Here is a 23,792-nt window from a genome sequence, read left to right as displayed (position 1 = left end):
AATTACGATCCGCCGGATTCGCCCGTCGCCTTTGTGGCCGCTTCGAGCAGTCGCGAAAAATGTCCTTCGGCCTCGGCGGTCGCCAGGAAGGATACGGTGGTGACGACACAACAGATTTCGCGCTGGGCGTCGAAAACCGGGGCCGCCTTGCCCGTCAGGGCGGAAAACAGGTGTTCGTTGAGTTCCGCACCGCCTGTTTCGCGGATGGTGTTGAGAACCTTCACCTCGGGGCGTGCGCCGCGAAAGGCGTCCGGCTGCAATTTGCGCACGGCTGCAATTCTATCCGGCGGCAGGTAAGCCTGAAAAACCAGCCCGCAGGCGCTGTTGTCCAGCGGCAGAACATCACCGAGCGCCACGGTACTGATGGAGAAGCTGGCGCTCCTGTGCCATTGAACCACGGTCGGGCCGCGATCGGTCCAGATCGCCACGCCACAGCTGGCGCCGATCTGCGAGGCCAGATTTTTCATCTGGCGACCGGCAGTCTCGACCGGATTGATTCGTCTCAGCGCGCTGATGCCTATCCCAAGTGCGGCCGGCCCGAGATCGTAGCAGCCGCTTGCCGGATCCTGGGTCACCAGTCCTTCCCGCACCAGGCTCTGCATATAACGGTGTGCGGTTGAACGGCCGGTGCCGGCGCGTTTGGCCAGTTCGCCAAGCGCGACTGCCGTCTCCGATTTTGCAAGAAGATCGAGAAAACGCGCCGCGATCGACACGGATTGAATGAGTGCCGAACGCTTCTCGCCGTCGTTCTCATGCAGGTCATCGGCATCGTCATTCATGGCGTTCAAACAGATTCCCTCATTTTTGGACTGAACATGCCTAACGCATCGGCTCGAAAACCGGAATTGATTTCTGGCAGGAAAACAGGCCGTTACGCCGCTTTGCCAATCGTGATGCAGACGGGTGGTCGATAAATTTTGTTGTAAATATGGCACATCCCGTTACGGAACCCCGATTGTCCGCAATGCAGAACGTATTCTCTATTGCGAAACAGATAACGCTTCCGTTACTTGAATATGACTTTAATACTCATGTTTATTTTGGGGGTGTGTTATGGGGTTTCGCTCTAACGGTCGTTTGATGAACGGGGTCAGCGTTCTGACGCTGGCGACGCTGTTTGTAACGCCGGTCCTGGGTCAGGATCAGCAGGCTGAGACAGCGGGGACGACCGTTCTCAAACCGATCGTCGTGACCGGTGAAAAAGTGGCGCGCGATATGAGGAATACGGCGTCGTCCGTTTCGGTCATATCCAGCGAGAAAATCAAAAAGGAAAAGACCGGCGACCCGACCGTCTCGGATGCGATCAAGGATATTCCGAACGTCGTTTACACCGACAATGTCAGCGCCCCGATCATTCGCGGACAGGACACGCAGGGGCCGAATACTGGTTCCATCGCCTTCTTCACCGGCACGGTGCCGCGCGCCACGATCAATGTCGACGGTCACTATCTCGGTTATAACGAGTTCATCTATGGCGCGACCTCCATCTGGGATGTCGACAGCATCGAGGTCTTCCGCGGTCCGCAGACCACCTCACAGGGCGCGAACGCTATTGCCGGCGCCATCCTCGTCAATACCAAAGACCCGACGTTTACGCCGGAAGCGAGCTATCAGGCCGAGATCGGCAATTATCACCAGAAGCGCGGTTCCTTCGCCTTTTCCGGTCCTCTGATCGAAGACGAACTGGCGGCGCGCATGGCGATCGACTATTCCGGTCGTGACACCTTCATCGATTATATCAATTCCGCTTTTGCCCATGACGGCACGGATCAGAACTTCAAGGAGTTCAACGGTCGTTTCAAGCTTCTGTGGGAACCTTCGGAAATCCCCGGTCTTTCGACCAAGCTCACCTATTCCTATAACGCTTCCAATCGTCCAAGCCAGGAAGCGGCGTCGCGTCCTTTCGAGGATCTCAATCACATCACCAACACGATGCCGAGCTTCAGCCAGTATACCAATACCGGCATTCTCGACATCAACTACGATTTCGAGAATGGTGTGAAACTGTTCAACCAGACGCAGTTTTCCTCGTCCATCGCCAAGCGCAGGGTCGGCATTGCCAATACCGGCGATGCCGATATCGACCTGAAGAACACCTCCCACGAAACCCGTGTGACCTTCGGTGATCAGGAGGATGTGTTGAGCGGCGTAGCGGGTATCTTCTACGCGCATACGAAAGCCGACGAAGTGCTTTATCTGCGCGGAACATCGCGCTTCAACGACACCAAGGACAATCTCGGTCTCTTCAGCGAACTGAGCTATCGCCTGACCGATCAATGGACCCTGACGGGTGGTCTGCGCTACCAGCAGGACCAGATTCAGCGCAGCGGTTACAGAACGCTGAGCGCCACAAGCAGAAGTTCGGTCAATTATGACGAGACTTTCTCTGAAATTCTGCCGAAGGCCTCGCTCGCTTATGCCGTGAATGATGACTGGACGGTGGGCGGTTTGATCAGCCGTGGTTATAATCCCGGCGGTGTCGCATTTGACCTGACGACCAGCAAATGGCGGACCTTCGACAAGGAAACCATCTGGAACTATGAGCTCTTCACCCGCGCCAGCCTGCTGGATGATACGCTGACGATTAACGGCAACCTGTTCTACATGGACATGAAGGATGCGCAGTTCAACGTGCCGATCGTCGTGTCCACCGGCATCAGCGAATCCTACACCGTCAATGCTGAAGAGGCCCATGCCTACGGCCTGGAAATCGGCGCGGATTATCAGGTTCTCGACAATCTGACGCTCAAAGCCAGCGCCGGTTTGCTGAAGACGAAAATCGACGAGATTTCCAGCAATTCCGCCTATCTCGGCAAGGAATTCGCCAAGTCCCCCGGTTACAGCTTTACCATCGGTGCTAGCTGGGACGTGACGGACAAGTTCACCGTTTCGGGGCAGGTGCGCCATCTCGACGGTTATTATTCCGACACGGATAACAAGGCCGTCTATGCGATCGAGCCCTATACGATCGCGGATGTGCGGGCGAGCTACAAGTTCCAGGAGGAGCTTGAATTCTACGCTTACGTCAAGAACGTCTTCGACGAGCGTGCGCCGACACTGATGAAGGAAAATCGCGGTATTGGCGGCATCGAGGCCAGCATGACCGAACCGCGCATGTTCGGCATCGGTGTTCGCGGCACCTTCTGAGCCGCCGGGCGAACCAGAAAGACAAAAAGGCCTTCGAAGCTGTCTTCGAAGGCCTTTTTCTTACTGAGAATGATGGGGCAACGCCTCAGAAAAACGCCTGAATGCCGGTTTGCGCCCGGCCGAGGATCAACGCGTGAACGTCGTGCGTGCCCTCATAGGTATTGACCGTTTCAAGGTTCTGGGCGTGGCGCATGACGTGATATTCGATCTGGATGCCGTTGCCGCCATGCATGTCGCGGGCCTGACGGGCGATATCCAGCGCCTTGCCGCAATTGTTGCGCTTGATGATGGAGATCATTTCCGGCGCCATCCTGTGCTCGTCCATCAGGCGGCCGACGCGCAGCGATGCCTGAAGGCCGAGCGCGATTTCAGTCTGCATGTCGGCGAGCTTCTTCTGGTAAAGCTGCATGCCGGCCAGCGGCTTGCCGAACTGCTTGCGGTCGAGACCATATTGCAGGGCGCGGAACCAGCAATCTTCGGCCGCGCCCATCACACCCCAGGAAATGCCATAGCGGGCGCGGTTGAGGCAACCAAACGGGCCTTTCAGGCCGGAAACATTGGGAAGAAGCGCGTCTTCCCCGACTTCGACGCCATCCATGACGATCTCGCCGGTAATCGAGGCGCGCAGCGAAAGCTTGCCGCCGATCTTGGGGGCGGAAAGGCCCTTCATGCCCTTTTCCAGCACGAAACCCCTGATCTGGTTGTCATGGGCTTCCGATTTGGCCCAGACGACGAAGACATCGGCGATCGGCGCGTTGGAAATCCACATCTTCGAGCCGCGCAGGCGATAGCCGCCGGCGATCTTTTCAGCGCGCGTCTTCATGCCGCCGGGATCGGAACCGGCATCCGGCTCGGTCAGCCCGAAACAGCCAATAAGCTCACCCGAGACGAGGCCGGGCAGGTATTTCTTCTTCTGCTCATCCGAGCCATAGGCGAAGATCGGGTGGATGACGAGCGAGGACTGCACGCTCATCATCGAGCGATAACCGCTGTCGATGCGCTCCACCTCGCGGGCGACGAGACCGTAGGCGACGTAGCTCGCATTGGCCGCGCCATATTCTTCCGGCAGGGTGACGCCGAGCAGGCCGGTGCGGCCCATCAGGCGGAACAGTTCTGGCTCGGTGGTTTCGGAAAGATAGGCCTCGGACACGCGCGGCATGAGTTCGGATTTGCCGAAGGCGGCGGCGGCATCGCGGATCATCCGCTCGTCGTCGGTCAGTTGGTCTTCGAGCAGGAAAGGGTCCTGCCAATTGAATGCTGCGCGTTCGCTCACTTTATGCCTCCGGATTTGCTGGCCGGATTATTGGTAATCGATCCTGACGGCACAAGCCATGTTTACTCATTTTTGCATTACCTATAGTCATATCTCATGACATCTCTCAGCCGCAAACTCCTGCCCTCCACCAGCGCGCTTGCCGCCTTCGATTCCGTTGCCCGGCTCGGCAGCTTTTCCGCTGCCGCCGATGAGTTGGCCCTGACGCAAGGGGCGATCAGCCGGCAGGTTATGTCACTGGAAGAACAGCTTGGCGTGCGGCTGTTCGAGCGTGGCGCGCGCGGCGTGGCGTTGACGGCGGAGGGGCAATCTTATGCGAAATCGATTGCCGCGGCGCTGGGCGAAATACGCTCCGCGTCGCTGCAGATCATGACCAAAACGCATGGCAATACGCTGAACCTTGCCATGCTGCCCACTTTTGGCACCCGCTGGCTGCTGCCGCGTATCCCGGATTTCGTGTCCAGCCACCCGGAAATCACCATCAATTTCGCCACCCGCATCGGGCAATTCGACTTCGAGCGCGAGCAGCTGGATATGGCGATCCATATCGGCCAGGCGGACTGGCCGGGGGCTGAATGCACTTTTCTCATGAATGAGATGGTTGCCCCGGTTTGCAGCCCCGAATTTCTCCGGGCCAATCCGGTGCTGAAAGCAGACGATATTGCCTGCCTGCCGCTGTTGCACATGGCCTCCCGTCCGGGCGCATGGGGCCACTGGTTCGAAAGCCTCGGCCTGTCGCTGGCTTTGCCGCAGGGCATGCGGTTCGAGCAGTTTTCCAGCGTGGCGCAGGCCTGCATCGCCGGGTTGGGTGTGGCGCTGATGCCGCTTTTCCTGATCGACAACGAACTGAAATCGCGGCAACTGGTCAAAGCCTTCGATCATCAGGCTAAAAGCCCAAGCTCTTATTACGCGGTGGCGCCGCTTTCGCGCGCCAATCACGTTCCAGTCGTGCTGTTTCGCGACTGGCTGGTGCGGCAGGTGGAGAACTATCGTGCGGCGAATGGCTCGCCGCTGCAAAAATAACCGCACTTTTTTCGGGCATTTATGTCTTATGCCCAGCTTTTCGCCCATTTTGCGGCCCGCTGGACTCGACAGGGCGGTTTCGCTCGACTATCTTGATTAAACGTTTAATCAGCCCTTTCGGTCCATCATGGCGTCTTCACGGCCTGCCACCAATCTGAGCGCGATAGCAGCGGCACTCGGCGTGTCGGTGGCAACCGTGTCCAATGCGCTGTCGGGCAAGGGCCGGGTTTCGCCTGATCTGGCGGAGCGTATCCGCAAGACGGCAAGCGAACTTGGTTATGTGCCGAGTTCGGCGGGCAGGGCGCTGCGCACCGGCAGATCAGGTGTTCTGGGGCTGGTTCTGCCCGATATTGCCAATCCTCTCTTTCCGCAGATCGCGCAGGCCATCGAAAAGGCGGCGGTGACTGCCGGTTACGGCGTGCTGATCGCCGACTCGCGCGGCGAGATCGCTATGCAGACGGATGCCATCAATCGGCTGATCGAGCGCGGCGTGGATGGAATGGTTATCGTTCCTCGTCGCGGCACGCGCATTACCGATGTCGATTGTCCCGTCGCGGTGATCGACAGCCCCTCAACTCCCGGAAACACTGTGGCCGCTGACCACTGGGATGGCGGTCGGCAGGTGGGCGAATATCTGGCGGGGCTTGGCCATCGCAAAGTGGTGCTGGTGGGCAGGAGCCGCGATTCCAACGTGCAGAATGACCGCCTTGGCGGCATTCGCGATGGTCTCGGCAAGGCCTGCGACACACAGACGCTGTGGATAGACGCCATCGAAAAGGCCGGCGGCGCGGGCTGCCGACTTGGGCTTGCCGACAGGGTCGCTGCGGGGTTCACCGCCTTTGCCGCCGTTTCCGATCTCCACGCATTGCGCGCACTCACCGAATTGCAGCGCGAGGGCATCGACGTGCCGGAAGAGGCCAGTGTCACCGGCTTCGATGATCTCATTTTTTCAGCCGTGGTCACCCCGCCACTGACGACGATGCGCATGAATATGGGCCGTATCGCCGATCTGGCGGTCGAGGCGCTGCTGCGCGCCATCGACGGCGCGGGTGAAAACGGCGTCGCCATCAATGTCACGGCAGAAATCTCGAAAGTACCGATGGCGCTGATCATGCGCGGCTCCACCGGCAAAGCAAAGCATGATGCGATTGAAGCCAAAAAAATCACAGCAGGAGAACTCACACCATGAAAAAGATCATTCTTGCATCGGGCGCTGCCCTGATGCTGACGATGGGAGCCGCTGAGGCGCAGGACAAGACGCTGACGATCTCGGTCTACGCCTTCGCGCAGGACGAATTCAAAGAACTGGTCTATACGCCGTTTGAGCAGAAATGCGGCTGCAAGCTGGTGGTCGAGACCGGCAACAGCGTTGAGCGTCTGGCCAAGATGGAGGCCAACAAGGCCAATCCGGTGGTCGATCTTGCCATCGTCTCCATGGCGGATGCGCTTTCCGCCACCCGCAAGGACCTGATCCAGAAGATCGACGCCGCCAAGGTGCCGAACATCGAAAAGCTCTATGACATCGCCAAGGACCCGAATGGCGACGGCATGAGCGTCGGCGTCAATTTCTACGCCACGTCAATCGTTTACCGCACCGACAAGATGAAGATCGATAGCTGGGCCGATCTCCTGAAGGACGGCATCGTCGATCACGTCGCCTTCCCGAACGTCACCACCAATCAAGGCCCGCCGGCGCTTTACATGCTGGGCAAGGCCATCGGCAAGGACACGCCGGATCTTGCCGGCGCCATCGAGGCCGTGGGCGAAAAGAAGGACGATATCGTCACTTTCTACGTCAAGTCCTCGCAGCTGGTGCAGCTGATGCAACAGGAAGAAATCTGGGCAGCGCCGATTGGCCGTTTCTCCTGGGCGCCCTTCACCAAGCTCGATCTGCCGCTTGCCTGGGCCACGCCCAAGGAAGGACAGACCGGCGGCATGAACGTGCTCGTGGTGCCGAAGGGCACGAAGAACGAGGAACTGGCGCTGCAATTCATGGATTTCTGGCTCTCGACCGACGTGCAGAAGGCGCTGGCCGAAAAGCTGGTGGACAGCCCGACCAATAAAGAGGTCAAGGTTTCCGACGAGGTGGCGAACAACATCACCTATGGCGATGAAACCGCACGCAGCCTGCAGCTCATTCCGTCCGACGTGACGCTTGATAACCGCGACAAGTGGTTGTCGGAGTGGAACTCCAAGGTCGGGCAATAAGCCAAAATAGTCGAATTCAGTCAGGAACGGGGTGATTTTCAGCGTCCGCAAGGGCTCGCTCCGTTTCAGGAAAAGCGGTTTGGTCGTCCCCTGACCGCTTTTCCAACCTTTTAAAGCCGCAAGCTGGTATTCCGGCTTCAAGTGTAACCGGCCACGGGCCGTTCAGGGAATAAACCAATGTTTCAGAACCGGGCCGAAGCGCTGGCGCTTGCCTTGCCCGCCGCGATTTTCGCGGCGGCGGTTTTTCTTGTGCCGGTCTTCATGCTTCTGTCGGAAGGTTTCCGCACCACTGACGGCTGGACAGTGTCAGCTTACGCCGATTTCTTTTTCGATCCGCTGAACCGGACGGTCTTCCTGCGCACCCTGAAGCTCGGCGCGCTCGTCACCGTCGTTTCGGCTGTGGTGGGGTATGCGGCGGCTTTCGCCATCATCAACCTGTCGCAGGGGGCGAAGGGCCATGTGGTCAATCTCGTCGTACTGCCGCTGATGATTTCGCCGGTTGCCCGCACCTATGCCTGGATCGTCATTCTCGGCAGAACCGGCATCGTTAACCAGGCGCTGCAGGCGGTGGGCCTGAGCGATGCGCCGATCCGCATCCTGTTTTCCGAAACGGCTGTTTTTATCGGCCTTCTGCAACTGTTCCTGCCGTTGATGATCATCTCGCTCATCAGTGCGCTGGAAAACATGCCGAAGGATACCATCGCCGCCGCCCGCGTGCTCGGCGCCAACTGGTTTCAGGTGTTCTGGAAGGTCATCCTGCCGCTCACCAAGGAAGGGCTGGTCGTCGGCGGCACGCTGGTCTTCACCGGTTCGCTGACGGCCTATATTACGCCCGCCATTCTCGGCGGCTCGAAGGTGCTGATGCTGGAAACACTGCTTTATCAGCAGGTCACAGTCTCCAACAACTTCGTTGCCGCCAGCGTCATCGCCTTCATCCTGATCGTCATGAGCTTTGCCGCCAATATCCTGCTGAAGCGCATCGCCACCGCAAGGAACAAGAAATGACCCGGCAGCTCTTCATTCCGCTCACGCTTCTTCTTGTCGTCGGTTTCCTCATCGGGCCGTTCCTCATCATCGTCGCCGCCTCGTTTTCGGCCGGCGATACGCTTGCCTTTCCGCCGCAGGGCTTTTCGCTGAAGTGGATCGCCAAGGTCTTCACGGTCGAAAGCTTCCGCGAAAGCTTTGCGATGTCGATGTTCCTCGCCATTGGCGGCACGTTCACGGCGCTGATCCTTGGCATTCCGGCCTCCTACGCCATGTCACGCTACAAGCTGCCTTTCGCTGAGACGGTACGCACCATCGTTTCCGCGCCAATTATCGTGCCTGGTATCATCGTCGGTCTGGCGCTGCTGCGATATTTCGTCGTGCCTTTCGGCATCGGCATCACGCTTGCCCTGTTTCTCGCCCACACAGCGCTCATCCTGCCCTATGCGGTGCGGGTGGTGTCTGCCAGCCTCAACAATCTGCGCTCGGATATCGAGGAGGCGGCGGTGCTGCTCGGCTCGTCGCGGCTCGGGGCATTTTTCCGGGTGGTGCTGCCGAATATTCGCGGCGGTATCCTGTCGGCCTTCATTCTCGGTTTCGTGACGAGTTTCAATCAGGTGCCGGTGTCGCTGTTCCTGTCGGGTCCGGGCGTGCGCACGCTGCCGATCGACATGCTGGGTTACATGGAAATCGTCTTCGATCCTTCCGTGGCCGCACTTTCCTCGCTGCTCGCCTTCCTTTCCATCGGCATCGTTTTCATGGCCGAACGTTTTCTGGGGTTCTCCCGTTATGTCTGACGCAAATTATCTTTCGCTCAACAAAGTCTCGCTCGCTTATGGCAACAGCATCGCCGTCAAGGATCTCGATCTTGATATCCGCAAGGGCGAGCTTCTGGCTCTGCTCGGACCTTCCGGCTGTGGCAAGACCACGACGATGCGCGCCATTGCCGGGTTGATGCCGGTGGCGGGCGGCCGCATCGATCTCGATGGCGTCGATATTACCCGGGTCGCGGCCAACAAGCGCGCCGTCGGGCTGGTGTTCCAGTCCTACGCGCTGTTTCCGCATCTGACGGTATACGAAAACGTCGCCTTCGGCCTGAAGCTCAAAGGCATGAGCGGCAAGGCGCTGGACGACAAGGTTGCCTCCGGCCTGAAGTCGGTCGGGCTGTCGAACTTCGCTTCGCGCAAGCCGGCGGAGCTTTCCGGCGGCCAGCAGCAGCGCGTGGCGCTGGCGCGCTCCATGGTCATGGAACCGAAGGTGCTGCTGCTTGACGAGCCCCTGTCCAACCTCGATGCGCGTCTGCGGCTGGAAATGCGTACCGAATTGCAGCGTGTGCAGAAGGAAACCGGCGTGACGATGATCTTCGTCACCCATGACCAGATCGAGGCTTTGGCGCTGGCCGACCGCATTGTCGTCATGAAGGGCGGCAAGATAGAGCAGATCGGCACGCCGGAAGAGATTTACAACGCGCCGGTTTCATCCTTCGTGGCGGATTTCGTCGGTTTCGAAAACATCTTCGCGCTGGAAGGCGGCGCGCTGAAAACCGCCAACGGCACAACACCGCTTCCCGGACCAGTCCGTTCAGCATCTGGACTGGCCTGGCGGCCGCGCATGGTTACCCTCGGTTCAGGTCCGTTCCAGGGAACCGTGCGCGGTACATCCTTTGCCGGCAACAGCCGCGAATATCTGCTCGATACGCCGCTCGGGCTCATCAAGGCGGAAACCGATGCGGCGCTTGCCGCGCATGTCATCGGCGATACGCTCGCCTTCGACCTGCCGGTCGAAAAGGCGGCAAGCCTCAAGGTGTTCAACTGATCATGGGTGTATGGATCGATACCGATATGGGCTTCGATGACATTGCCGCCATCATGGTGGTGCAATCGTCCGGCCTTGCCATAGACGGCATTTCGCTGGTCTTCGGCAATGCGACGCTGGAAGCGGTCTGCGGCAATGCCGCAGGCGCCGTTGCCGCTTTCGGCTGGCCCATGCCGATCCATCAGGGTCGCGCCAAGCCCGTGCTCGGTGCGCTCGAAACCGCCCAGTCGATTCTCGGCGACAGTGGCATCCCGACCGTCGGCCAAAGCCTGCCGGATGCGCCGGCCTTGCCGAGAAGCGATGCCTTTGCCGCCCTGTGCAACTGGCTGGAGGGCGAAGGCGAAAAACGCATCCTCGCGCTCGGACCACTCACCAATATCGCCGCGTTTTGCCTTGCCCGACCTGATCTTGCCGCCCGGATTTCCGACCTCACCTGGATGGGGGGCGGCCTGACCAGCGGCAACCACACCGCATCGGCCGAATTCAACGCCTTTGCCGATCCGGAGGCGCTGGCCATCGTGCTGTCTCACGGCCTGCCGCTGCGCATGGTCGATCTCGACGCCTGCCGCAAGGTTACAGCCTCTCCGGCCGATGTGCTGCCGATCCGCGATGCCGGCGGCAAGAATGCCGGGCTGATTGCCGATCTTCTGGAGGGCTTCATCGGCATTGCCACCAGCCGCGGCAGGGCGGCCATGGCGCTTTATGATCCCGTCGCTGCCGTTGCCTTTACGCCCGGTCTGATTGGCTGGCGGCAGGCGCGGATCGATGTCGAGCTTCATTCCGCCTTGACCCGAGGCAGAACGGTGGTTGAGACGCGTGCCGACAAGGTGGAAACCTTCAATGCGCACTTTGCCGAAACCGTTGATGCCGAAGGTGCTAAGGCTGCCGTTCTCGAGGCGCTGTGCCGGGAGGCTGCCCAATGAGCGCCAAATCCCCGATACGCGAAGCTGATGATCTCACCGACGACACCCTGCGCGCCCGCGCCGTTGCTGCAGCGCGGGGAGACCAGCCCTTCGATATTCTCATCACCGGCGGAACGCTGGTGGATGTGGTGACCGGCGAGCTGCGCGCCGCCGATATCGGCATCGTTGGCTCGCTGATCGCCAGCGTCCATGAACCCGCTAGTCGCAGCGACGCTGCAAGCATCATCGATGCGGCCGGAGCCTATGTCGCGCCGGGCTTGATCGACACACACATGCATATCGAAAGCTCGATGGTCACGCCGGCCGCCTATGCGGCGGCGGTGGTCGCCCGAGGTGTCACCACCATTGTCTGGGACCCGCATGAATTCGGCAATGTGCATGGTGTGGAAGGGGTGCGCTGGGCGGCGAAGGCAATCGAAAATCTGCCCCTGCGCGCTATTCTGCTGGCGCCTTCCTGCGTTCCTTCTGCACCGGGACTGGAACGCGGTGGTGCGGACTTCGACGCTACCATTCTCGCCGATATCCTGTCATGGCCGCAGGTTGGTGGCGTTGCGGAAATCATGAACATGCGCGGCGTCATCGAGCGCGATCCGCGCATGAGCGGTATCGTGCAGGCCGGGCTTGTCTCGGACAAACTGGTCTGCGGCCATGCCCGTGGTCTGAAAGGTGCCGATCTCAACGCCTTCATGGCGGCGGGCGTCTCCTCTGACCACGAACTGGTGTCGGGGCAAGATCTGATGGAAAAGCTGCGGGCGGGGCTGACCATCGAGCTGCGCGGTTCGCATGATCATCTGCTGCCGGAATTCGTGGAAGCGCTGAATGCGCTTGGCCATCTGCCGCAGACGGTAACGCTCTGTACCGACGATGTTTTCCCGGATGATCTGTTGCGAGGCGGCGGGCTGGATGATGTGGTGCGCCGGCTTGTGCGTTACGGTCTCAAGCCTGAATGGGCGCTGCGCGCCGCCACGCTGAATGCTGCGCAAAGGCTGGGCCGTGCCGATCTCGGCCTCATCGCCGCCGGCCGCCGCGCCGATCTCGTCGTTTTCGAGGATTTGAGCGATTTTGCGGCCCGCCAGGTGATCTCGAATGGCAGGGCTGTCGCTGAAGGCGGCCGCATGCTTGAGGATGTTCCCGCCTGCGACGCAACCGCGCTCGAAGGCTCGATGAAACTGCCGCTTCGCGAGCCCGATGATTTCCGGGTCGCATCCGAAGGTGCGAAGGTGCGCCTCGCCACCATCGACCGTCCGCGTTTCACCCAATGGGGAGAAACGGAGGCCGCGGTAAAAGACGGTTTCGTCATTCCGCCCCAGGGTGTGACGATGATTTCCGTCACCCATCGCCACGGCAAGGCCGAGCCCGTCACCAGAACCGGCTTTCTCACCGGCTGGGGAACATGGAACGGTGCCTTCGCGACCACGGTCTCGCATGACAGCCACAACCTCACCGTCTTCGGTGGCAATGCGGAAGACATGGCGCTGGCCGCCAACGCGGTGATAAAGGCGGGCGGCGGCATGGCCGTCGCCTCAGAAGGCAGGGTTACCGCGCTGCTCCCACTGCCGCTTTCCGGTCTCGTTTCCTCAGCGCCGCTCAAAGAGGTGGCCGAAGCTTTCGAGGAATTGCGCGCCGCCGTCGGCAAGGTGGTTGAATGGCAACCGCCCTATCTGGTCTTCAAGGCCTGTTTCGGCGCCACGCTCGCCTGCAATATCGGCCCACACCAGACGGATATGGGTATTGCCGATGTTTTGACGGGAAGGGTGATGGAGAGCCCGGTGATTGCGGTGGTGGAGTGAACGCCGGGTATTCCCGGTGTGCTTTTTTCTCATTCCAGTAAATGGAGTGGGCTATACCGAAAGCGTATTGCCCACCTCATTTTCGGCCCAGTCATGCGCCCAGCTGGCGCGTGAGCAATAACCCCGACTACCATCCTCGCCGAAAAACACGCCGGCCCAGAGCGGTATCGCATCGTCCGTCAGAACCCAGCCGCCGGAATCGCCCTGTGTCGGCACGGGGGTGACGAGATGCCCCAGGGCGCCGCCGATCGGCAGGCTCGGCTGTGGCCGAAGTTCGATCTGGTCGCGAAAACAATAGGTCGACGTGCCGTCGGTGAAAGCGTAGCTGATCGCCAGCGAGCCGAGCTTGCATTTATAGACGCCGCTTTTACCTCTCAGCGTCACATTCTGCCCCGGCGTCAGGCTGGCGGCCACCCCGCCCAATGATGACGATGCCGGTGCGGCGCTCAGCTCGATCAGCGAAAAATCGAACATGTTCACAGGCGGATCGTTGCCGGGGTAGGGGGTGGGCATCGGCAGCGCCACCGGATCGCAGACCGTCCTTGCCGGAAGAGGATGGAGCTTCGTGTGGTGTTTGGCAGTGCCGATCCGGCTTCCCGACGCATCGAAAATATCGTCGCCGCTTTGGGCGACATGAGCGCAGGTCATACCATATTTTTTGTTGCTGAGACTGTCCGTCAGCGTTCCGCCATAGGTGCCGGATGCGCCCGCATTGGTGGTGATTTCATCGCCCGCCGCAAAGGCAAGCCTTGCCCTCGGGCGCTCTTGGATACGCGCGTAGGCAGGGCTTTGGTTGATAAGGGTGGTCAAGTTGCGCAAGGCCGCCAGGTTATCGTCTTCTTCCGCTGTGGTGGGGTTTTTTACCGGCGTCTTCAATGGTCCGTAGACGATTGTCATCATGACCGGGCCGCTTTTCTCGGGGTGTGGAATTGCGTTCCACAGGGAAACCTTGCGCGTGAGGTCGCGGCGTCTGTATCCCTGATAGGGAAGCTGAAGCGGCCAATAGGGAAGAGAGAAGGGCGCACCCCACCGGTCGTGCAAGGGGCTTTGGTCGAGCAGATAGTCATAGAAGTAGCGTTCGTTGTCCGGCACCACACCGTCTTCCAGATCGTAAAGCAGCATCCACACCGGATCCACATCGAGTGTGAAGCCGTGGACGATGGGGATTTCCGAGGCCTGGCGCGCGAGTTGCGTCATGGCTTCGGAAGCGTCGAAATAGCCGCGCAGTTCCTCATAGGTCGGCATTGGCGCTTACTCCGGTTTGGGTTCGAAAAACCCCGCGACGAAGGTGAATATTGGCGCGAGCAGGCCGGCCGCGAAAACGCTGTACCAGCCGTGCACGAGAAACACCGAGCCGCTCAGCGTATAGGCCCAGAGCACGAAGGCGATGGTGGAAATGCTGGCGTTCAAAAGCCACGGCTGGCCCGGCAGTTTGCGACGGTGAAGATAGATCGGTGTGCCGACGATGCCGAGGCCCAGAATGATCCAGCTGACGATCACTGCCTGCATGGGAACGATACTATCCGCCGTCAGCTGGCTCAGCCCATAATGGGAATTGACCATTTTATCGACCGCGACGTAAAGGGCGACCGATTCCGCCGGAATATATTTGATAAGGCGATCGCGATAATCGTCAGGCGGCAGGTTTTTCAACGATTTGGCGCCGGCCAGACGTCCGATGATCGCACTTTGTGGCACAACAAGTCTCACCATGACGCTTGCCTGCTTAAAATTGTTGAACCAAAACAAAGTAATAAATCTGACTATTTTTTGAATGTATACTAGGGGAAGCGAAGAGTCTATTGTGTATTAGTGTATATTTTGTTGAATGTAGGCGATGACAGAGTATTCATCTGCGCCGCAGCGTGAGGCAAGGGCTGTCATGTGAAAATCTCACATCTGAAAGCCGTTCCGGGCTTGGACCGGAACGGTCTTATTCATTCCACTGCCAGTTCCTGCTCGACCAGTGTCGCCCAAAAGGCCACACCCGGCACGATGGCCATGTCGTTGAAGTCGTAGGAAGTATTGTGGTGCAGGGCGCCATCCACTGCCGGGCCGTTGCCGAGCCAGACGTAGCAGCCGGGGGCTTCACCCGCGAAGAAGGCGAAGTCGTCGCCGGCGGTCGAGGGCGGGAAGGCGGTGCGGGTTTTGGTGCCGAACACTGTTTTTGCGGCCCTCAGCGCCCGCTTCGTCGCTTCCGTCTCGTTGATGACGGGGGGGATGCGGCGGATGAATTCATAATGTGCCTCGATGCCGAACATCGCTGCCGTGCCTTTGGCGAGCCTGCCGATTTCCGCTTCCAGCTGGTCGCGCACCTCGGGTGCATAGGCGCGCGCCGTGCCGCCGATTTCGACGAGATCGGGGATGACGTTGAGTGCCTTGGGGTCACCCGCCTGCACCGAACAGGCGCTGACCACGGCGGGCTGCAGCGGATCGATCACACGGCCGACGATCGTTTGCAGCGAGGCGAGGAAGGTGCCTGCCGCCGTTATCGGGTCACGGCCGAGATGTGGCTTGGCGCCATGGGTGCCGATACCCTTGAAGGTCACGCGCCAGCTGTCGGAAGAGGCAAGCTGCGGGCCTTCCACCACCGCCATTTCGTCGATGGCTAAGCCCGGCATATTGTGCAGGCCGTAAACGGCATCGCAGGGGAACAGCGAGAAAAGCCCGTCCTCCACCATTTTCTTCGCACCACCACGGCCTTCTTCGGCCGGCTGGAAGATGAAATGCACGGTGCCGGAAAAATCGCGGGTCTTTGCGAGATAACGTGCAGCACCCAGCAGCATGGCGGTGTGGCCATCATGGCCGCAGGCATGCATCTTGCCGGGAAATTTCGATTTATAGGGCCTGTCGGGCACTTCCGGCATGGCAAGCGCATCCATATCGGCACGCAGGCCGATGCTGCGGGTGCCGTTGCCCACCTGCAGTGTGCCGACGACGCCGGTGCCGCCAAGACCGCGATGCACCTTCAGCCCGGCCCGTTCCAGAAGATCGGCGACGATGGCGCTGGTTCTCTCCTCTTCGAAGCCCAGTTCCGGATGCGCGTGCAGATCGTGGCGAAGCTCCGTCAGGAATGGCAGGTCTTCACCGATCCGGTCCAGCAGTCTCATGGGCAGCTTGTCCTTGAATATGGGAAAAACCCGCGTCATAGGTGGGTTTGTCCGAATGCCTGTTGCTTTGTTCCCTTCTAGCTGAAAAAGCCTATGAAATGAACCCGCCGCATGTCTGCGGTTGTTGAATTCTGAATATGCCGAACGGGCTGAAAACCGCTGTCGCGTGTCGCCGTCCTGTTCCTGAAAGAAGATGAAAGATGCCGCCATCCACATCATCGCCCGCAGCGCCACACGAATTCTGGCAGGATATTCATCCGCCTCGTGCCTTCGAAACGGCCGGCCCGCATTCGGCATTCTTTCCGGCGGAACTGGATGACGACAGGCAGATCTGCCTGCCGATAAGGCCGCTGGCGGACGGCGAGCATGCGCTCGCCTCGCTCATCGTCAATCAGGCTTCTTTCCATGTGCTGGAGGCGCTGGCGGCTGACCTTGCCCAAAAGCTTGCTCCCTTCGAGCCCGATGTCGTCATCGGCCTGCCGACGCTTGGTCTGACGCTCGCCGCCGCCGTTGCCCGCCATCTTGGCCATTCCCGCTACGTACCGCTCGGCACCTCGCGCAAATTCTGGTATCTCGAGGAACTGTCGGTGCCGATGTCTTCCATCACTACCAAACAGGAAAAGCGGCTTTATATCGATCCGCGTATGCTGCCGCTGATCGAAGGCAGGCGGGTGGCGCTGGTGGATGATGTCATCTCCAGCGGCAGTTCCATCATTGCGGGTCTGTCGCTTCTCGCCTCGTCGGGCATCCGGCCGGTGGCGATCGGCGCAGCCATGCTGCAATCGGACCGGTGGCGGGAAAAAATTGCCGCTTTCGGGCCGGAATGGCCGGAGCGGGTGAGGGGTGTTTTCACCACGCCGTTGCTGAAAAAAGCCGAAGGTGGCTGGCGGGCTTGACGTTGCGCAAATTCCTGAAAAACGCAAGTGGTGATAATTTCATCATTGCCTAATTTGCGTCTTGCGAAGCCGCGAGAGATCGTCCTAAGATCACCTCTGACAGATTATAGCGCTCGGCGAAAAACGCGCCGGTTTGCTTTCGTTCGGTGTCATTCCGGCGTCTGCCCGCCCCCTTTGGTTTTGCCGCTTACTGGAATTTCTTAACATGCATGCAGTGTTCGACGGTCATAATGATGTGCTGCTTCGGTTGTGGCGCAACAGCAAGGCCGGGGCCGATCCGGTTGCGGAATTCAAAAACGGTACGCGCGAAGGGCATATCGATGGTCCTCGCGCCAGGGCCGGCGGTCTTGGCGGCGGAATCTGCGCCATCTACATTCCCTCTGGCGACCTCATTTTGCAGGAGCCGGACGAAAGCGGCCACTACGACACGCCGCTCGCCGCGCCCCTGGAACGCTTGCCTTCGCTCGATATCGCCATGGAGAAGGCGGCAATTGCGCTGAGGCTCGATCGCGCTGGCGCCTGGCGGCTTTGCCGTTCCACGGCCGATATCCGCAAGGCCTTTGCCGAGGATGTTTTCGCCGCCGTGCTGCACATGGAAGGCTGCGAGGCGATCGGTGCCGATCTCGATGCGCTCGAGGTATTTTACGCCGTCGGCCTGCGTTCGTTGGGTCCGGTCTGGAGCCGGCATAATGTTTTCGGCCACGGCGTTCCCTTTTCCTACCCCATGTCGCCCGATACTGCGCCCGGCCTCACCGATGCCGGTTTCGCGCTGGTGAAGGAATGCAACCGGCTCGGTATTCTGATCGATCTCGCGCATATTACCGAGAAGGGTTTCTGGGATGTGGCCAGGACCACCAACCAGCCGCTGATCGCCAGCCATTCCAACGCGCATGCGCTCACCCCCGTTGCTCGCAATCTCACCGACCGCCAGATGGACGCCATCAAGGATAGCCACGGTCTGGTTGGTCTCAACTATGCCGTGACAATGCTGCGGGCCGATGCCCGTGACATTGCCGACACGCCGCTTTCCGACATGGTGCGCCATATCGACTACATGGTGGAGCGCATGGGCATCGACTGCGTGGCGCTCGGATCGGATTTCGACGGCGCAACCGTACCTGTCGGAATAGCCGATGCGAGCGGCAACCACAATCTGGTTGCGGCGCTGAAATCGGCGGGCTACGGTGATGGAGAACTTGCTAAAATATGCCGGGAAAACTGGCTGCGTGTTTTGTCCGAGGCCTGGCACGAGCCGGCCTGAAGACACCACTAAAAGCGAATGAAATCAATCTTATAACAAAAGGGGAGATCCTATGATCAAATCGCTCAACAAATCCATGCGTATCCTCAGCACCAGCGCCGCTCTGTCGCTGATGATGCTGTCTGCGCCGCACGCTTTTGCGGCCACTCCGGCCGATACGCTGGTCGAAGGTTTCGCCATCGACGACATCATCTCGCTTGATCCGGGTGAGGCTTTCGAGCTTTCCGCAGCGGAAGTCACCGGCAACACCTATAGTAAGCTGGTTTCCATCGATCTCAACGACACCTCCAAGGTAATCGGCGATCTGGCCGAGAGCTGGACGACCTCCGAGGATGGCCTGACCTACACCTTCAAGCTGAAATCCGGCCTGAAATTCGCCTCCGGCAACCCGATCACCGCTGATGATGTGGCATTCTCGTTCGAACGCGCCGTCAAGCTCGACAAGTCGCCGGCATTTCTGCTGACGCAGTTCGGCCTCAAGGGCGAGAACGTCAATGAAAAGGCTAAGGCTGCGGACGCAAACACCTTCGTGCTGACGGTCGACAAGCCCTATGCGCCAAGCTTCGTGCTTAACGTGCTCACGGCCACCGTTGCTGCCGTGGTGGACAAGAAGCTGGTGACTGAAAAGGCGAAATCGGTAACCCCGACCGCCGAATACAAATACGACACCGATTTCGGCAATGCCTTCCTGAAGACCGGTTATGCCGGTTCCGGCCCCTACAAGATCCTTGGCTGGAAGGCCAACGAGTCGGTCGCTCTGGAAGTAAACCCGAATTATTACGGCGAAAAGCCGAAGCTGAAGCGCGTTGTCTATCGTCACATGAAGGAAAGCTCCGGCCAGCGTCTGGCGCTTGAAAACGGCGATATCGATATCGCCCGCAATCTTGAGCCAGGCGATATGGATGCCGTTTCCAAGAAGGACGGCCTCGCCGTCACTTCAGCGCCCAAGGGCACCGTCTATTATTTCAGCCTCAACCAGAAGAACGAGAACCTGAAGAAGCCTGAGGTGATCGAGGCCTTCAAATATCTCGTCGATTATGACGCGATCGGCGCGACCCTGATCAAGGGCATCGGCGAAGTCCACCAGACGTTCCTGCCGAAGGGCCAGCTCGGCGCGCTTGACGAGAACCCCTACAAGCTCGACGTCGTCAAGGCCAAGGAACTTCTCGCCAAGGCCGGCCTGAAGGACGGCTTCACCGTAACCATGGATGTGCGCAACACGCAGCCGGTGACTGGCATTGCCGAAAGCGTGCAGCAGACGCTGGCGCAGGCCGGCATCAAGCTCGAAATCATTCCGGGTGACGGCAAGCAGACGCTGACCAAATACCGCGCCCGCACGCATGACATCTATATCGGCCAGTGGGGTTCGGACTATTTCGATCCGAATTCGAATGCCGAAACCTTCACCATCAACTACGACAATTCCGATGAAGGCAAGAACAAGACGCTCGCATGGCGCAATGCCTGGGACGTTCCTGACCTGACCAAGGAAACGCAGTCGGCGCTTCTGGAAAAGGACACCGCCAAGCGTGCCGCCATTTATGAAAACCTGCAGAAGGAAGTTCTGGCGAAGGGTCCTTTCGTCATCATCTTCCAGCAGACGGAAGTGGCCGGTTATTCGAACAAGCTCAAGGGCCTGAAGCTTGGACCGAGCTTCGACACCAACTTCGTTTCGCCCATCTCCAAGGAATGATCCGGAAGGATCGGTCTCTTGAGCATCGTTGAAGCAAACAGCAGGGCAAGGCACGGCAAACGCCGTGCCAACGCCCGCACCAAAGCCGTTCTCGGCTTCGCCATCACCGTCATCACCACCTTTCTGGGGCTGATGGCGGTGACGTTTTTCATTGGCCGCGTCATTCCGATCGATCCCGCTCTGGCGATCGTCGGTGACCGTGCGCCCGCCCATGTGGTGGAGCGCGTGCGGGAAGAGCTAGGCCTCAACCTGCCGCTCTGGCAACAGTTTTTCCTTTACCTGAAGCAGGCGCTTTCGGGTGATTTCGGCATTTCCGTGCTCACCACCAATCCCGTCATGGAGGATATCAAGCGGGTTTTCCCCGCCACGATCGAGCTTGCCACGCTCGGCACCATCATCGGTGCGGTGTTCGGCATTCCGCTTGGCGTCCTCGCCGCCGTCAAGCGCGGCAGCTTTGCCGACCAGATCGTGCGCGTCATCGGCCTCATCGGTTATTCCGTGCCGATCTTCTGGCTCGGCCTTCTGGCGCTGCTGTTTTTCTACGCCCGCCTGCAATGGGTGGCCTATCCTGGCCGCATGGACATCGTCTACGAATTCACCTTCACGCCGATCACCGGTTTCTTTTTGATCGACGCGATCTGGCAACGGCAATGGGACGTGTTGTGGGACCTGTTCCGCCACATCATCCTGCCCGCCTGCCTGCTCGGATATTTTTCGCTGGCCTATATCAGCCGCATGACGCGTTCATTCATGCTGAACGAGCTTAGCCAGGAATACATCGTTGCTGCGCGCGCCAAGGGGCTTTCGGAAACCCGCATCATCTGGTTCCACGCGCTGCGCAACGCCGCTGTGCCGCTGGTGACCGTGATTGCGCTGTCCTATGCAGGTCTATTGGAAGGTTCGGTGCTGACCGAAACCATCTTCGCCTGGCCGGGGCTCGGCCTCTACATCACCAATTCCCTGCAGAATGCGGATATGAACGCCGTTCTCGGTGGCACGATCGTGATCGGCGCCATCTTCGTCGGCATTAATATCTTTTCCGATCTGCTTTACCGGACGCTCGATCCAAGGACGCGCAGCCGATGACGATTTCGACCGATACATTGAAACCTTACAGCCGCGAATGGCTGCTCTCCGACCGACCGGCCTCGCGCAAACAGGCCCGGCTTGGCCGCGCCTACGTCATCTGGCGGCGGTTTTCGGAGAACCGGCTGGCGCTGCTCGGCCTCGGTATCATTGCGGCTCTGCTGTTCGTGGCGCTGTTTGCCAATGTGCTGGCGCCGCACAACCCCGTGCAGGGCGATCTGCGCAATGCCCGGCTTTTGCCGCCCGGCACTGCGGGTTATCTTCTCGGCACCGATGATCAGGGGCGGGATATTCTCTCACGCCTCATCCACGGGTCGCGGCTCACTCTGTTCGTGGTGTTGCTGGTGGCCATCATCGCCGCGCCCATCGGGCTGATCGTCGGCACCGTCTCGGGTTATGCCGGCGGCTGGGTCGATGCCATCCTGATGCGCATCACCGATATCTTCCTTGCCTTCCCGAAGCTCGTTCTGGCGCTGGCGCTGGTGGCGGCTCTGGGGCCAGGCATCGAAAATGCGGTGCTGGCTATCGCCGTCACCTCATGGCCGCCCTATGCGCGTATCGCGCGCGCTGAAACCATGACCTTCCGCAATTCCGATTTCATCGCGGCGGTAAAGCTCATGGGCGCTTCGCCCTTCCGTATCGTGCTGAAACACGTCATGCCGCTGTGCATGTCGTCGCTCATCGTGCGTGTGACGCTCGATATGGCGGGCATTATCCTCACCGCCGCCGGTCTCGGTTTCCTTGGCCTCGGCGCGCAGCCGCCGCTGCCGGAATGGGGGGCGATGATCGCTTCCGGCCGCCGTTTCATTCTCGATCAATGGTGGGTTGCCGCCATGCCGGGTATCGCGATCCTGATCGTCAGCCTCGGTTTCAACCTTCTGGGCGACGGCCTGCGCGATGCGCTGGACCCCAAGGAGGCGGGCCAATGAGCGCGCCGCTTCTGACCGTCGACAATCTGCGCGTCTCCTTCCCCACCCGCACCGGGCTGGTGGAGGCGGTGCGCGGCGTATCCTTTACGCTGGGCCGCGAACGGCTTGGCATCGTTGGCGAATCCGGCTCCGGCAAATCGCAGACCGGCCGCGCCATCATGGGGCTGACCCCGAAGGGGGCGCTCATCGAGGCCGATACGCTGCGCTTCGGCGATATCGATCTTCTCAGCGCTTCGGCGAAAGAAAGGCGGCTCATGCGCGGCAAGCGCATGGCCATGATCCTGCAGGACCCGAAATATTCGCTGAATCCGGTCATGACCATCGGCCGCCAGATCATGGAAACCTTGCGGACCCATGAGAACGTCAGCTCAGGCGAGGCGCGCCAGCGCACGCTCGCCATGTTGGAGGCGGTGCAGATACGTGATCCCGAGCGGGTGTTTGATCTATACCCGCATGAGGTTTCCGGCGGCATGGGCCAGCGTGTCATGATTGCCATGATGCTGGTCTGCGGCCCGGAACTGCTGATCGCTGATGAGCCGACTTCGGCGCTTGACGTGACGGTTCAGCTGGAAGTGCTCGACATTCTCGACAGGCTGGTGCGCGACCGCGGCATGGGGCTGATTTTCGTCAGCCACGATCTGCGGTTGGTCTCGTCTTTCTGCGACCGCGTTCTCGTCATGTATGCGGGCAAGGTGGTGGAGGAACTGTCATCGGCCAATCTGAAGGAAGCGAAGCACCCCTATACGCAGGGTCTGCTCAACTGCCTGCCGGAGATTGGCGGCCACCGGCATCCGTTGCCGGTTCTGGAACGCAAGCCGGAGTGGCGCGCATGAGCACAGTTCTTTCTATCCGCGACATGGTGGTCGACTTCGACGGTTACATCGCGCTCGACAGCGTCAGCATCGACGTGGCGGAGGGCGAATCCTTCGGCATCGTCGGCGAGTCCGGTTCCGGCAAGTCGACGTTGCTCAGGGCGATTGCCGGCCTCAACCATTTCGACGAAGGCTCATTGATGGTGGCTGGTCGCTCCTATTCGAGCAAGCATCGCGACAAGAGCTTCTACAGTGATGTGCAAATGGTGTTTCAGGACCCTTACGGTTCCCTTCACCCGCGCCAGACGGTGGATGCGCTGCTGCTGGAACCGCTGGTTATCCACGGTCTCGACAATCGTGAGCAACGCATTGCCCGCGCGCTGGACGAGGTGGGTCTCGGCTCCGGTTTCCGGTTTCGGTATTCCCACCAGCTTTCCGGTGGTCAGCGCCAGCGCATCGCCATTGCCCGTGCGCTGATCGTCGAGCCGAAAATCCTGCTGCTGGACGAACCGACTTCGGCGCTCGACGCCTCCATTCAGGCGGAAATCCTCAACCTGCTGGAACAGGCGCGCAAGGATCGTAACCTCACCTTCGTCATGGTCAGCCACGATCTCGGCGTCATCAGCCACATGTGCGACCGTCTGGCGGTGATGAAGAGCGGCAAGGTGGTGGAAATGCTGGAGGCTGAGGCGCTGGAAAGCCGCGAGTTCAGCGCGGATTATACAAGGCAGCTGCTGGTGGCGAGTGAGGGTTTTAAACGCGGTTGATTGGCGGGAAGGTGCCTCCCTTTCTTCTCCCCACCGGGGAGAAGATGGCCCGAACGGGGCAGATGAGGGGGCAAG

Annotated in this window: 21 protein-coding genes; 16 read left to right on the top strand and 5 right to left on the bottom strand. The window is 59.9% G+C overall.

Annotated features, from left to right (window positions below; translation table 11 throughout):
- Positions 1-2 precede the first annotated feature (2 nt).
- Positions 3-779 carry an IclR family transcriptional regulator gene (locus JZX89_RS12860; RefSeq protein ID WP_207134407.1) on the bottom strand — a complete coding sequence of 259 codons (777 nt, stop codon included), beginning with the start codon at positions 777-779 and terminating at the stop codon, positions 3-5.
- 301 nt (positions 780-1,080) lie between these two features.
- Here JZX89_RS12860 and JZX89_RS12855 point away from each other — a divergent pair, with 301 nt between their 5' ends.
- Positions 1,081-3,147: a TonB-dependent receptor gene (locus tag JZX89_RS12855; protein ID WP_149900865.1), complete on the top strand. Its 2,067-nt coding sequence runs from the start codon at positions 1,081-1,083 to the stop codon at positions 3,145-3,147.
- 85 nt (positions 3,148-3,232) lie between these two features.
- Here JZX89_RS12855 and JZX89_RS12850 read toward each other — a convergent pair whose 3' ends face one another.
- On the bottom strand, positions 3,233-4,420 hold the full coding sequence (locus tag JZX89_RS12850) for an acyl-CoA dehydrogenase (protein WP_111817865.1): 1,188 nt from the start codon (positions 4,418-4,420) through the stop codon (positions 3,233-3,235).
- A gap of 96 nt (positions 4,421-4,516) precedes the next feature.
- Between JZX89_RS12850 and JZX89_RS12845 the strand changes: the two genes are divergently transcribed.
- The 8 genes from JZX89_RS12845 to JZX89_RS12810 all read left to right on the top strand — a co-directional run bounded on the left by JZX89_RS12845 (position 4,517) and on the right by JZX89_RS12810 (position 13,163).
- Positions 4,517-5,443, top strand: coding sequence for a LysR family transcriptional regulator (locus JZX89_RS12845; RefSeq protein WP_207134253.1), 927 nt, complete (start codon positions 4,517-4,519; stop codon positions 5,441-5,443).
- A gap of 127 nt (positions 5,444-5,570) precedes the next feature.
- Positions 5,571-6,632 carry a LacI family DNA-binding transcriptional regulator gene (locus JZX89_RS12840; protein WP_207134252.1) on the top strand — a complete coding sequence of 354 codons (1,062 nt, stop codon included), beginning with the start codon at positions 5,571-5,573 and terminating at the stop codon, positions 6,630-6,632.
- Positions 6,629-7,651, top strand: a complete 1,023-nt coding sequence (locus tag JZX89_RS12835) for an ABC transporter substrate-binding protein (RefSeq protein ID WP_207134251.1) — start codon at positions 6,629-6,631, stop codon at positions 7,649-7,651. Before JZX89_RS12840 ends, JZX89_RS12835 begins: the two co-directional genes overlap by 4 nt.
- Before the next feature lie 177 nt (positions 7,652-7,828).
- Positions 7,829-8,656 carry an ABC transporter permease gene (locus tag JZX89_RS12830; RefSeq protein WP_153515829.1) on the top strand — a complete coding sequence of 276 codons (828 nt, stop codon included), beginning with the start codon at positions 7,829-7,831 and terminating at the stop codon, positions 8,654-8,656.
- Positions 8,653-9,432: an ABC transporter permease gene (locus tag JZX89_RS12825; RefSeq protein WP_006315562.1), complete on the top strand. Its 780-nt coding sequence runs from the start codon at positions 8,653-8,655 to the stop codon at positions 9,430-9,432. The genes JZX89_RS12830 and JZX89_RS12825 overlap by 4 nt, the downstream gene beginning before the upstream one ends.
- Entirely contained in the window at positions 9,425-10,450 is a 1,026-nt protein-coding gene (locus JZX89_RS12820; RefSeq protein ID WP_207134250.1) for an ABC transporter ATP-binding protein, read from the top strand. The genes JZX89_RS12825 and JZX89_RS12820 overlap by 8 nt, the downstream gene beginning before the upstream one ends.
- Before the next feature lie 2 nt (positions 10,451-10,452).
- Positions 10,453-11,373, top strand: coding sequence for a nucleoside hydrolase (locus JZX89_RS12815; protein ID WP_207134249.1), 921 nt, complete (start codon positions 10,453-10,455; stop codon positions 11,371-11,373).
- Positions 11,370-13,163, top strand: coding sequence for an adenine deaminase (locus JZX89_RS12810; RefSeq protein ID WP_207134248.1), 1,794 nt, complete (start codon positions 11,370-11,372; stop codon positions 13,161-13,163). Before JZX89_RS12815 ends, JZX89_RS12810 begins: the two co-directional genes overlap by 4 nt.
- A 51-nt stretch (positions 13,164-13,214) precedes the next feature.
- Here JZX89_RS12810 and JZX89_RS12805 read toward each other — a convergent pair whose 3' ends face one another.
- The 3 genes from JZX89_RS12805 to JZX89_RS12795 form a co-directional block, all read right to left on the bottom strand.
- Positions 13,215-14,408: a hypothetical protein gene (locus JZX89_RS12805; RefSeq protein WP_207134247.1), complete on the bottom strand. Its 1,194-nt coding sequence runs from the start codon at positions 14,406-14,408 to the stop codon at positions 13,215-13,217.
- Positions 14,409-14,414: 6 nt separating this feature from the next.
- The gene (locus JZX89_RS12800; RefSeq protein ID WP_207134246.1) at positions 14,415-14,876 is read right to left on the bottom strand and encodes a hypothetical protein; all 462 of its coding nucleotides are present in this window, start codon (positions 14,874-14,876) and stop codon (positions 14,415-14,417) included.
- Between the two features lie 224 nt (positions 14,877-15,100).
- A complete protein-coding gene (locus tag JZX89_RS12795; protein WP_207134245.1) occupies positions 15,101-16,273 on the bottom strand; it encodes a M20 aminoacylase family protein in 1,173 nt (390 codons plus the stop codon).
- 200 nt (positions 16,274-16,473) lie between these two features.
- Here JZX89_RS12795 and JZX89_RS12790 point away from each other — a divergent pair, with 200 nt between their 5' ends.
- The 7 genes from JZX89_RS12790 to JZX89_RS12760 all read left to right on the top strand — a co-directional run bounded on the left by JZX89_RS12790 (position 16,474) and on the right by JZX89_RS12760 (position 23,717).
- Positions 16,474-17,169, top strand: a complete 696-nt coding sequence (locus tag JZX89_RS12790) for a phosphoribosyltransferase (RefSeq protein ID WP_149900876.1) — start codon at positions 16,474-16,476, stop codon at positions 17,167-17,169.
- Positions 17,170-17,374: 205 nt separating this feature from the next.
- A complete protein-coding gene (locus JZX89_RS12785) occupies positions 17,375-18,430 on the top strand; it encodes a dipeptidase (RefSeq protein ID WP_207134244.1) in 1,056 nt (351 codons plus the stop codon).
- A gap of 52 nt (positions 18,431-18,482) precedes the next feature.
- Positions 18,483-20,123, top strand: coding sequence for an ABC transporter substrate-binding protein (locus JZX89_RS12780; protein ID WP_207134243.1), 1,641 nt, complete (start codon positions 18,483-18,485; stop codon positions 20,121-20,123).
- An 18-nt stretch (positions 20,124-20,141) separates the two neighbouring features.
- Positions 20,142-21,209 carry an ABC transporter permease gene (locus JZX89_RS12775; RefSeq protein ID WP_149900879.1) on the top strand — a complete coding sequence of 356 codons (1,068 nt, stop codon included), beginning with the start codon at positions 20,142-20,144 and terminating at the stop codon, positions 21,207-21,209.
- A complete protein-coding gene (locus JZX89_RS12770) occupies positions 21,206-22,138 on the top strand; it encodes an ABC transporter permease (RefSeq protein WP_149900880.1) in 933 nt (310 codons plus the stop codon). The genes JZX89_RS12775 and JZX89_RS12770 overlap by 4 nt, the downstream gene beginning before the upstream one ends.
- Entirely contained in the window at positions 22,135-22,971 is an 837-nt protein-coding gene (locus tag JZX89_RS12765) for an ABC transporter ATP-binding protein (RefSeq protein WP_149900881.1), read from the top strand. The genes JZX89_RS12770 and JZX89_RS12765 overlap by 4 nt, the downstream gene beginning before the upstream one ends.
- Entirely contained in the window at positions 22,968-23,717 is a 750-nt protein-coding gene (locus JZX89_RS12760) for an ABC transporter ATP-binding protein (RefSeq protein ID WP_149900882.1), read from the top strand. The genes JZX89_RS12765 and JZX89_RS12760 overlap by 4 nt, the downstream gene beginning before the upstream one ends.
- The last annotated feature ends 75 nt before the right edge of the window (positions 23,718-23,792 follow it).

The organism is Agrobacterium burrii (genome assembly GCF_017313405.1).
GTDB classification, from domain to species: domain Bacteria; phylum Pseudomonadota; class Alphaproteobacteria; order Rhizobiales; family Rhizobiaceae; genus Agrobacterium; species Agrobacterium burrii.
This window is presented reverse-complemented; position numbering and strand designations above follow the sequence as displayed.

Bases quoted from the DNA above. Each gene is read 5' to 3' on its own strand.
- JZX89_RS12835 (WP_207134251.1), top strand. From the start codon at position 6,629: ATGAAAAAGATCATTCTTGCATCGGGCGCTGCCCTGATGCTGACGATG.
- JZX89_RS12810 (WP_207134248.1), top strand. From the start codon at position 11,370: ATGAGCGCCAAATCCCCGATACGCGAAGCTGATGATCTCACCGACGAC.
- JZX89_RS12795 (WP_207134245.1), bottom strand. From the start codon at position 16,273: ATGAGACTGCTGGACCGGATCGGTGAAGACCTGCCATTCCTGACGGAG.
- JZX89_RS12805 (WP_207134247.1), bottom strand. From the start codon at position 14,408: ATGCCGACCTATGAGGAACTGCGCGGCTATTTCGACGCTTCCGAAGCC.
- JZX89_RS12785 (WP_207134244.1), top strand. From the start codon at position 17,375: ATGCATGCAGTGTTCGACGGTCATAATGATGTGCTGCTTCGGTTGTGG.
- JZX89_RS12830 (WP_153515829.1), top strand. From the start codon at position 7,829: ATGTTTCAGAACCGGGCCGAAGCGCTGGCGCTTGCCTTGCCCGCCGCG.
- JZX89_RS12820 (WP_207134250.1), top strand. From the start codon at position 9,425: ATGTCTGACGCAAATTATCTTTCGCTCAACAAAGTCTCGCTCGCTTAT.
- JZX89_RS12770 (WP_149900880.1), top strand. From the start codon at position 21,206: ATGACGATTTCGACCGATACATTGAAACCTTACAGCCGCGAATGGCTG.
- JZX89_RS12845 (WP_207134253.1), top strand. From the start codon at position 4,517: ATGACATCTCTCAGCCGCAAACTCCTGCCCTCCACCAGCGCGCTTGCC.
- JZX89_RS12765 (WP_149900881.1), top strand. From the start codon at position 22,135: ATGAGCGCGCCGCTTCTGACCGTCGACAATCTGCGCGTCTCCTTCCCC.
- JZX89_RS12860 (WP_207134407.1), bottom strand. From the start codon at position 779: ATGAATGACGATGCCGATGACCTGCATGAGAACGACGGCGAGAAGCGT.
- JZX89_RS12840 (WP_207134252.1), top strand. From the start codon at position 5,571: ATGGCGTCTTCACGGCCTGCCACCAATCTGAGCGCGATAGCAGCGGCA.
- JZX89_RS12790 (WP_149900876.1), top strand. From the start codon at position 16,474: ATGCCGCCATCCACATCATCGCCCGCAGCGCCACACGAATTCTGGCAG.
- JZX89_RS12760 (WP_149900882.1), top strand. From the start codon at position 22,968: ATGAGCACAGTTCTTTCTATCCGCGACATGGTGGTCGACTTCGACGGT.
- JZX89_RS12780 (WP_207134243.1), top strand. From the start codon at position 18,483: ATGATCAAATCGCTCAACAAATCCATGCGTATCCTCAGCACCAGCGCC.
- JZX89_RS12825 (WP_006315562.1), top strand. From the start codon at position 8,653: ATGACCCGGCAGCTCTTCATTCCGCTCACGCTTCTTCTTGTCGTCGGT.
- JZX89_RS12815 (WP_207134249.1), top strand. From the start codon at position 10,453: ATGGGTGTATGGATCGATACCGATATGGGCTTCGATGACATTGCCGCC.
- JZX89_RS12800 (WP_207134246.1), bottom strand. From the start codon at position 14,876: ATGGTGAGACTTGTTGTGCCACAAAGTGCGATCATCGGACGTCTGGCC.
- JZX89_RS12855 (WP_149900865.1), top strand. From the start codon at position 1,081: ATGAACGGGGTCAGCGTTCTGACGCTGGCGACGCTGTTTGTAACGCCG.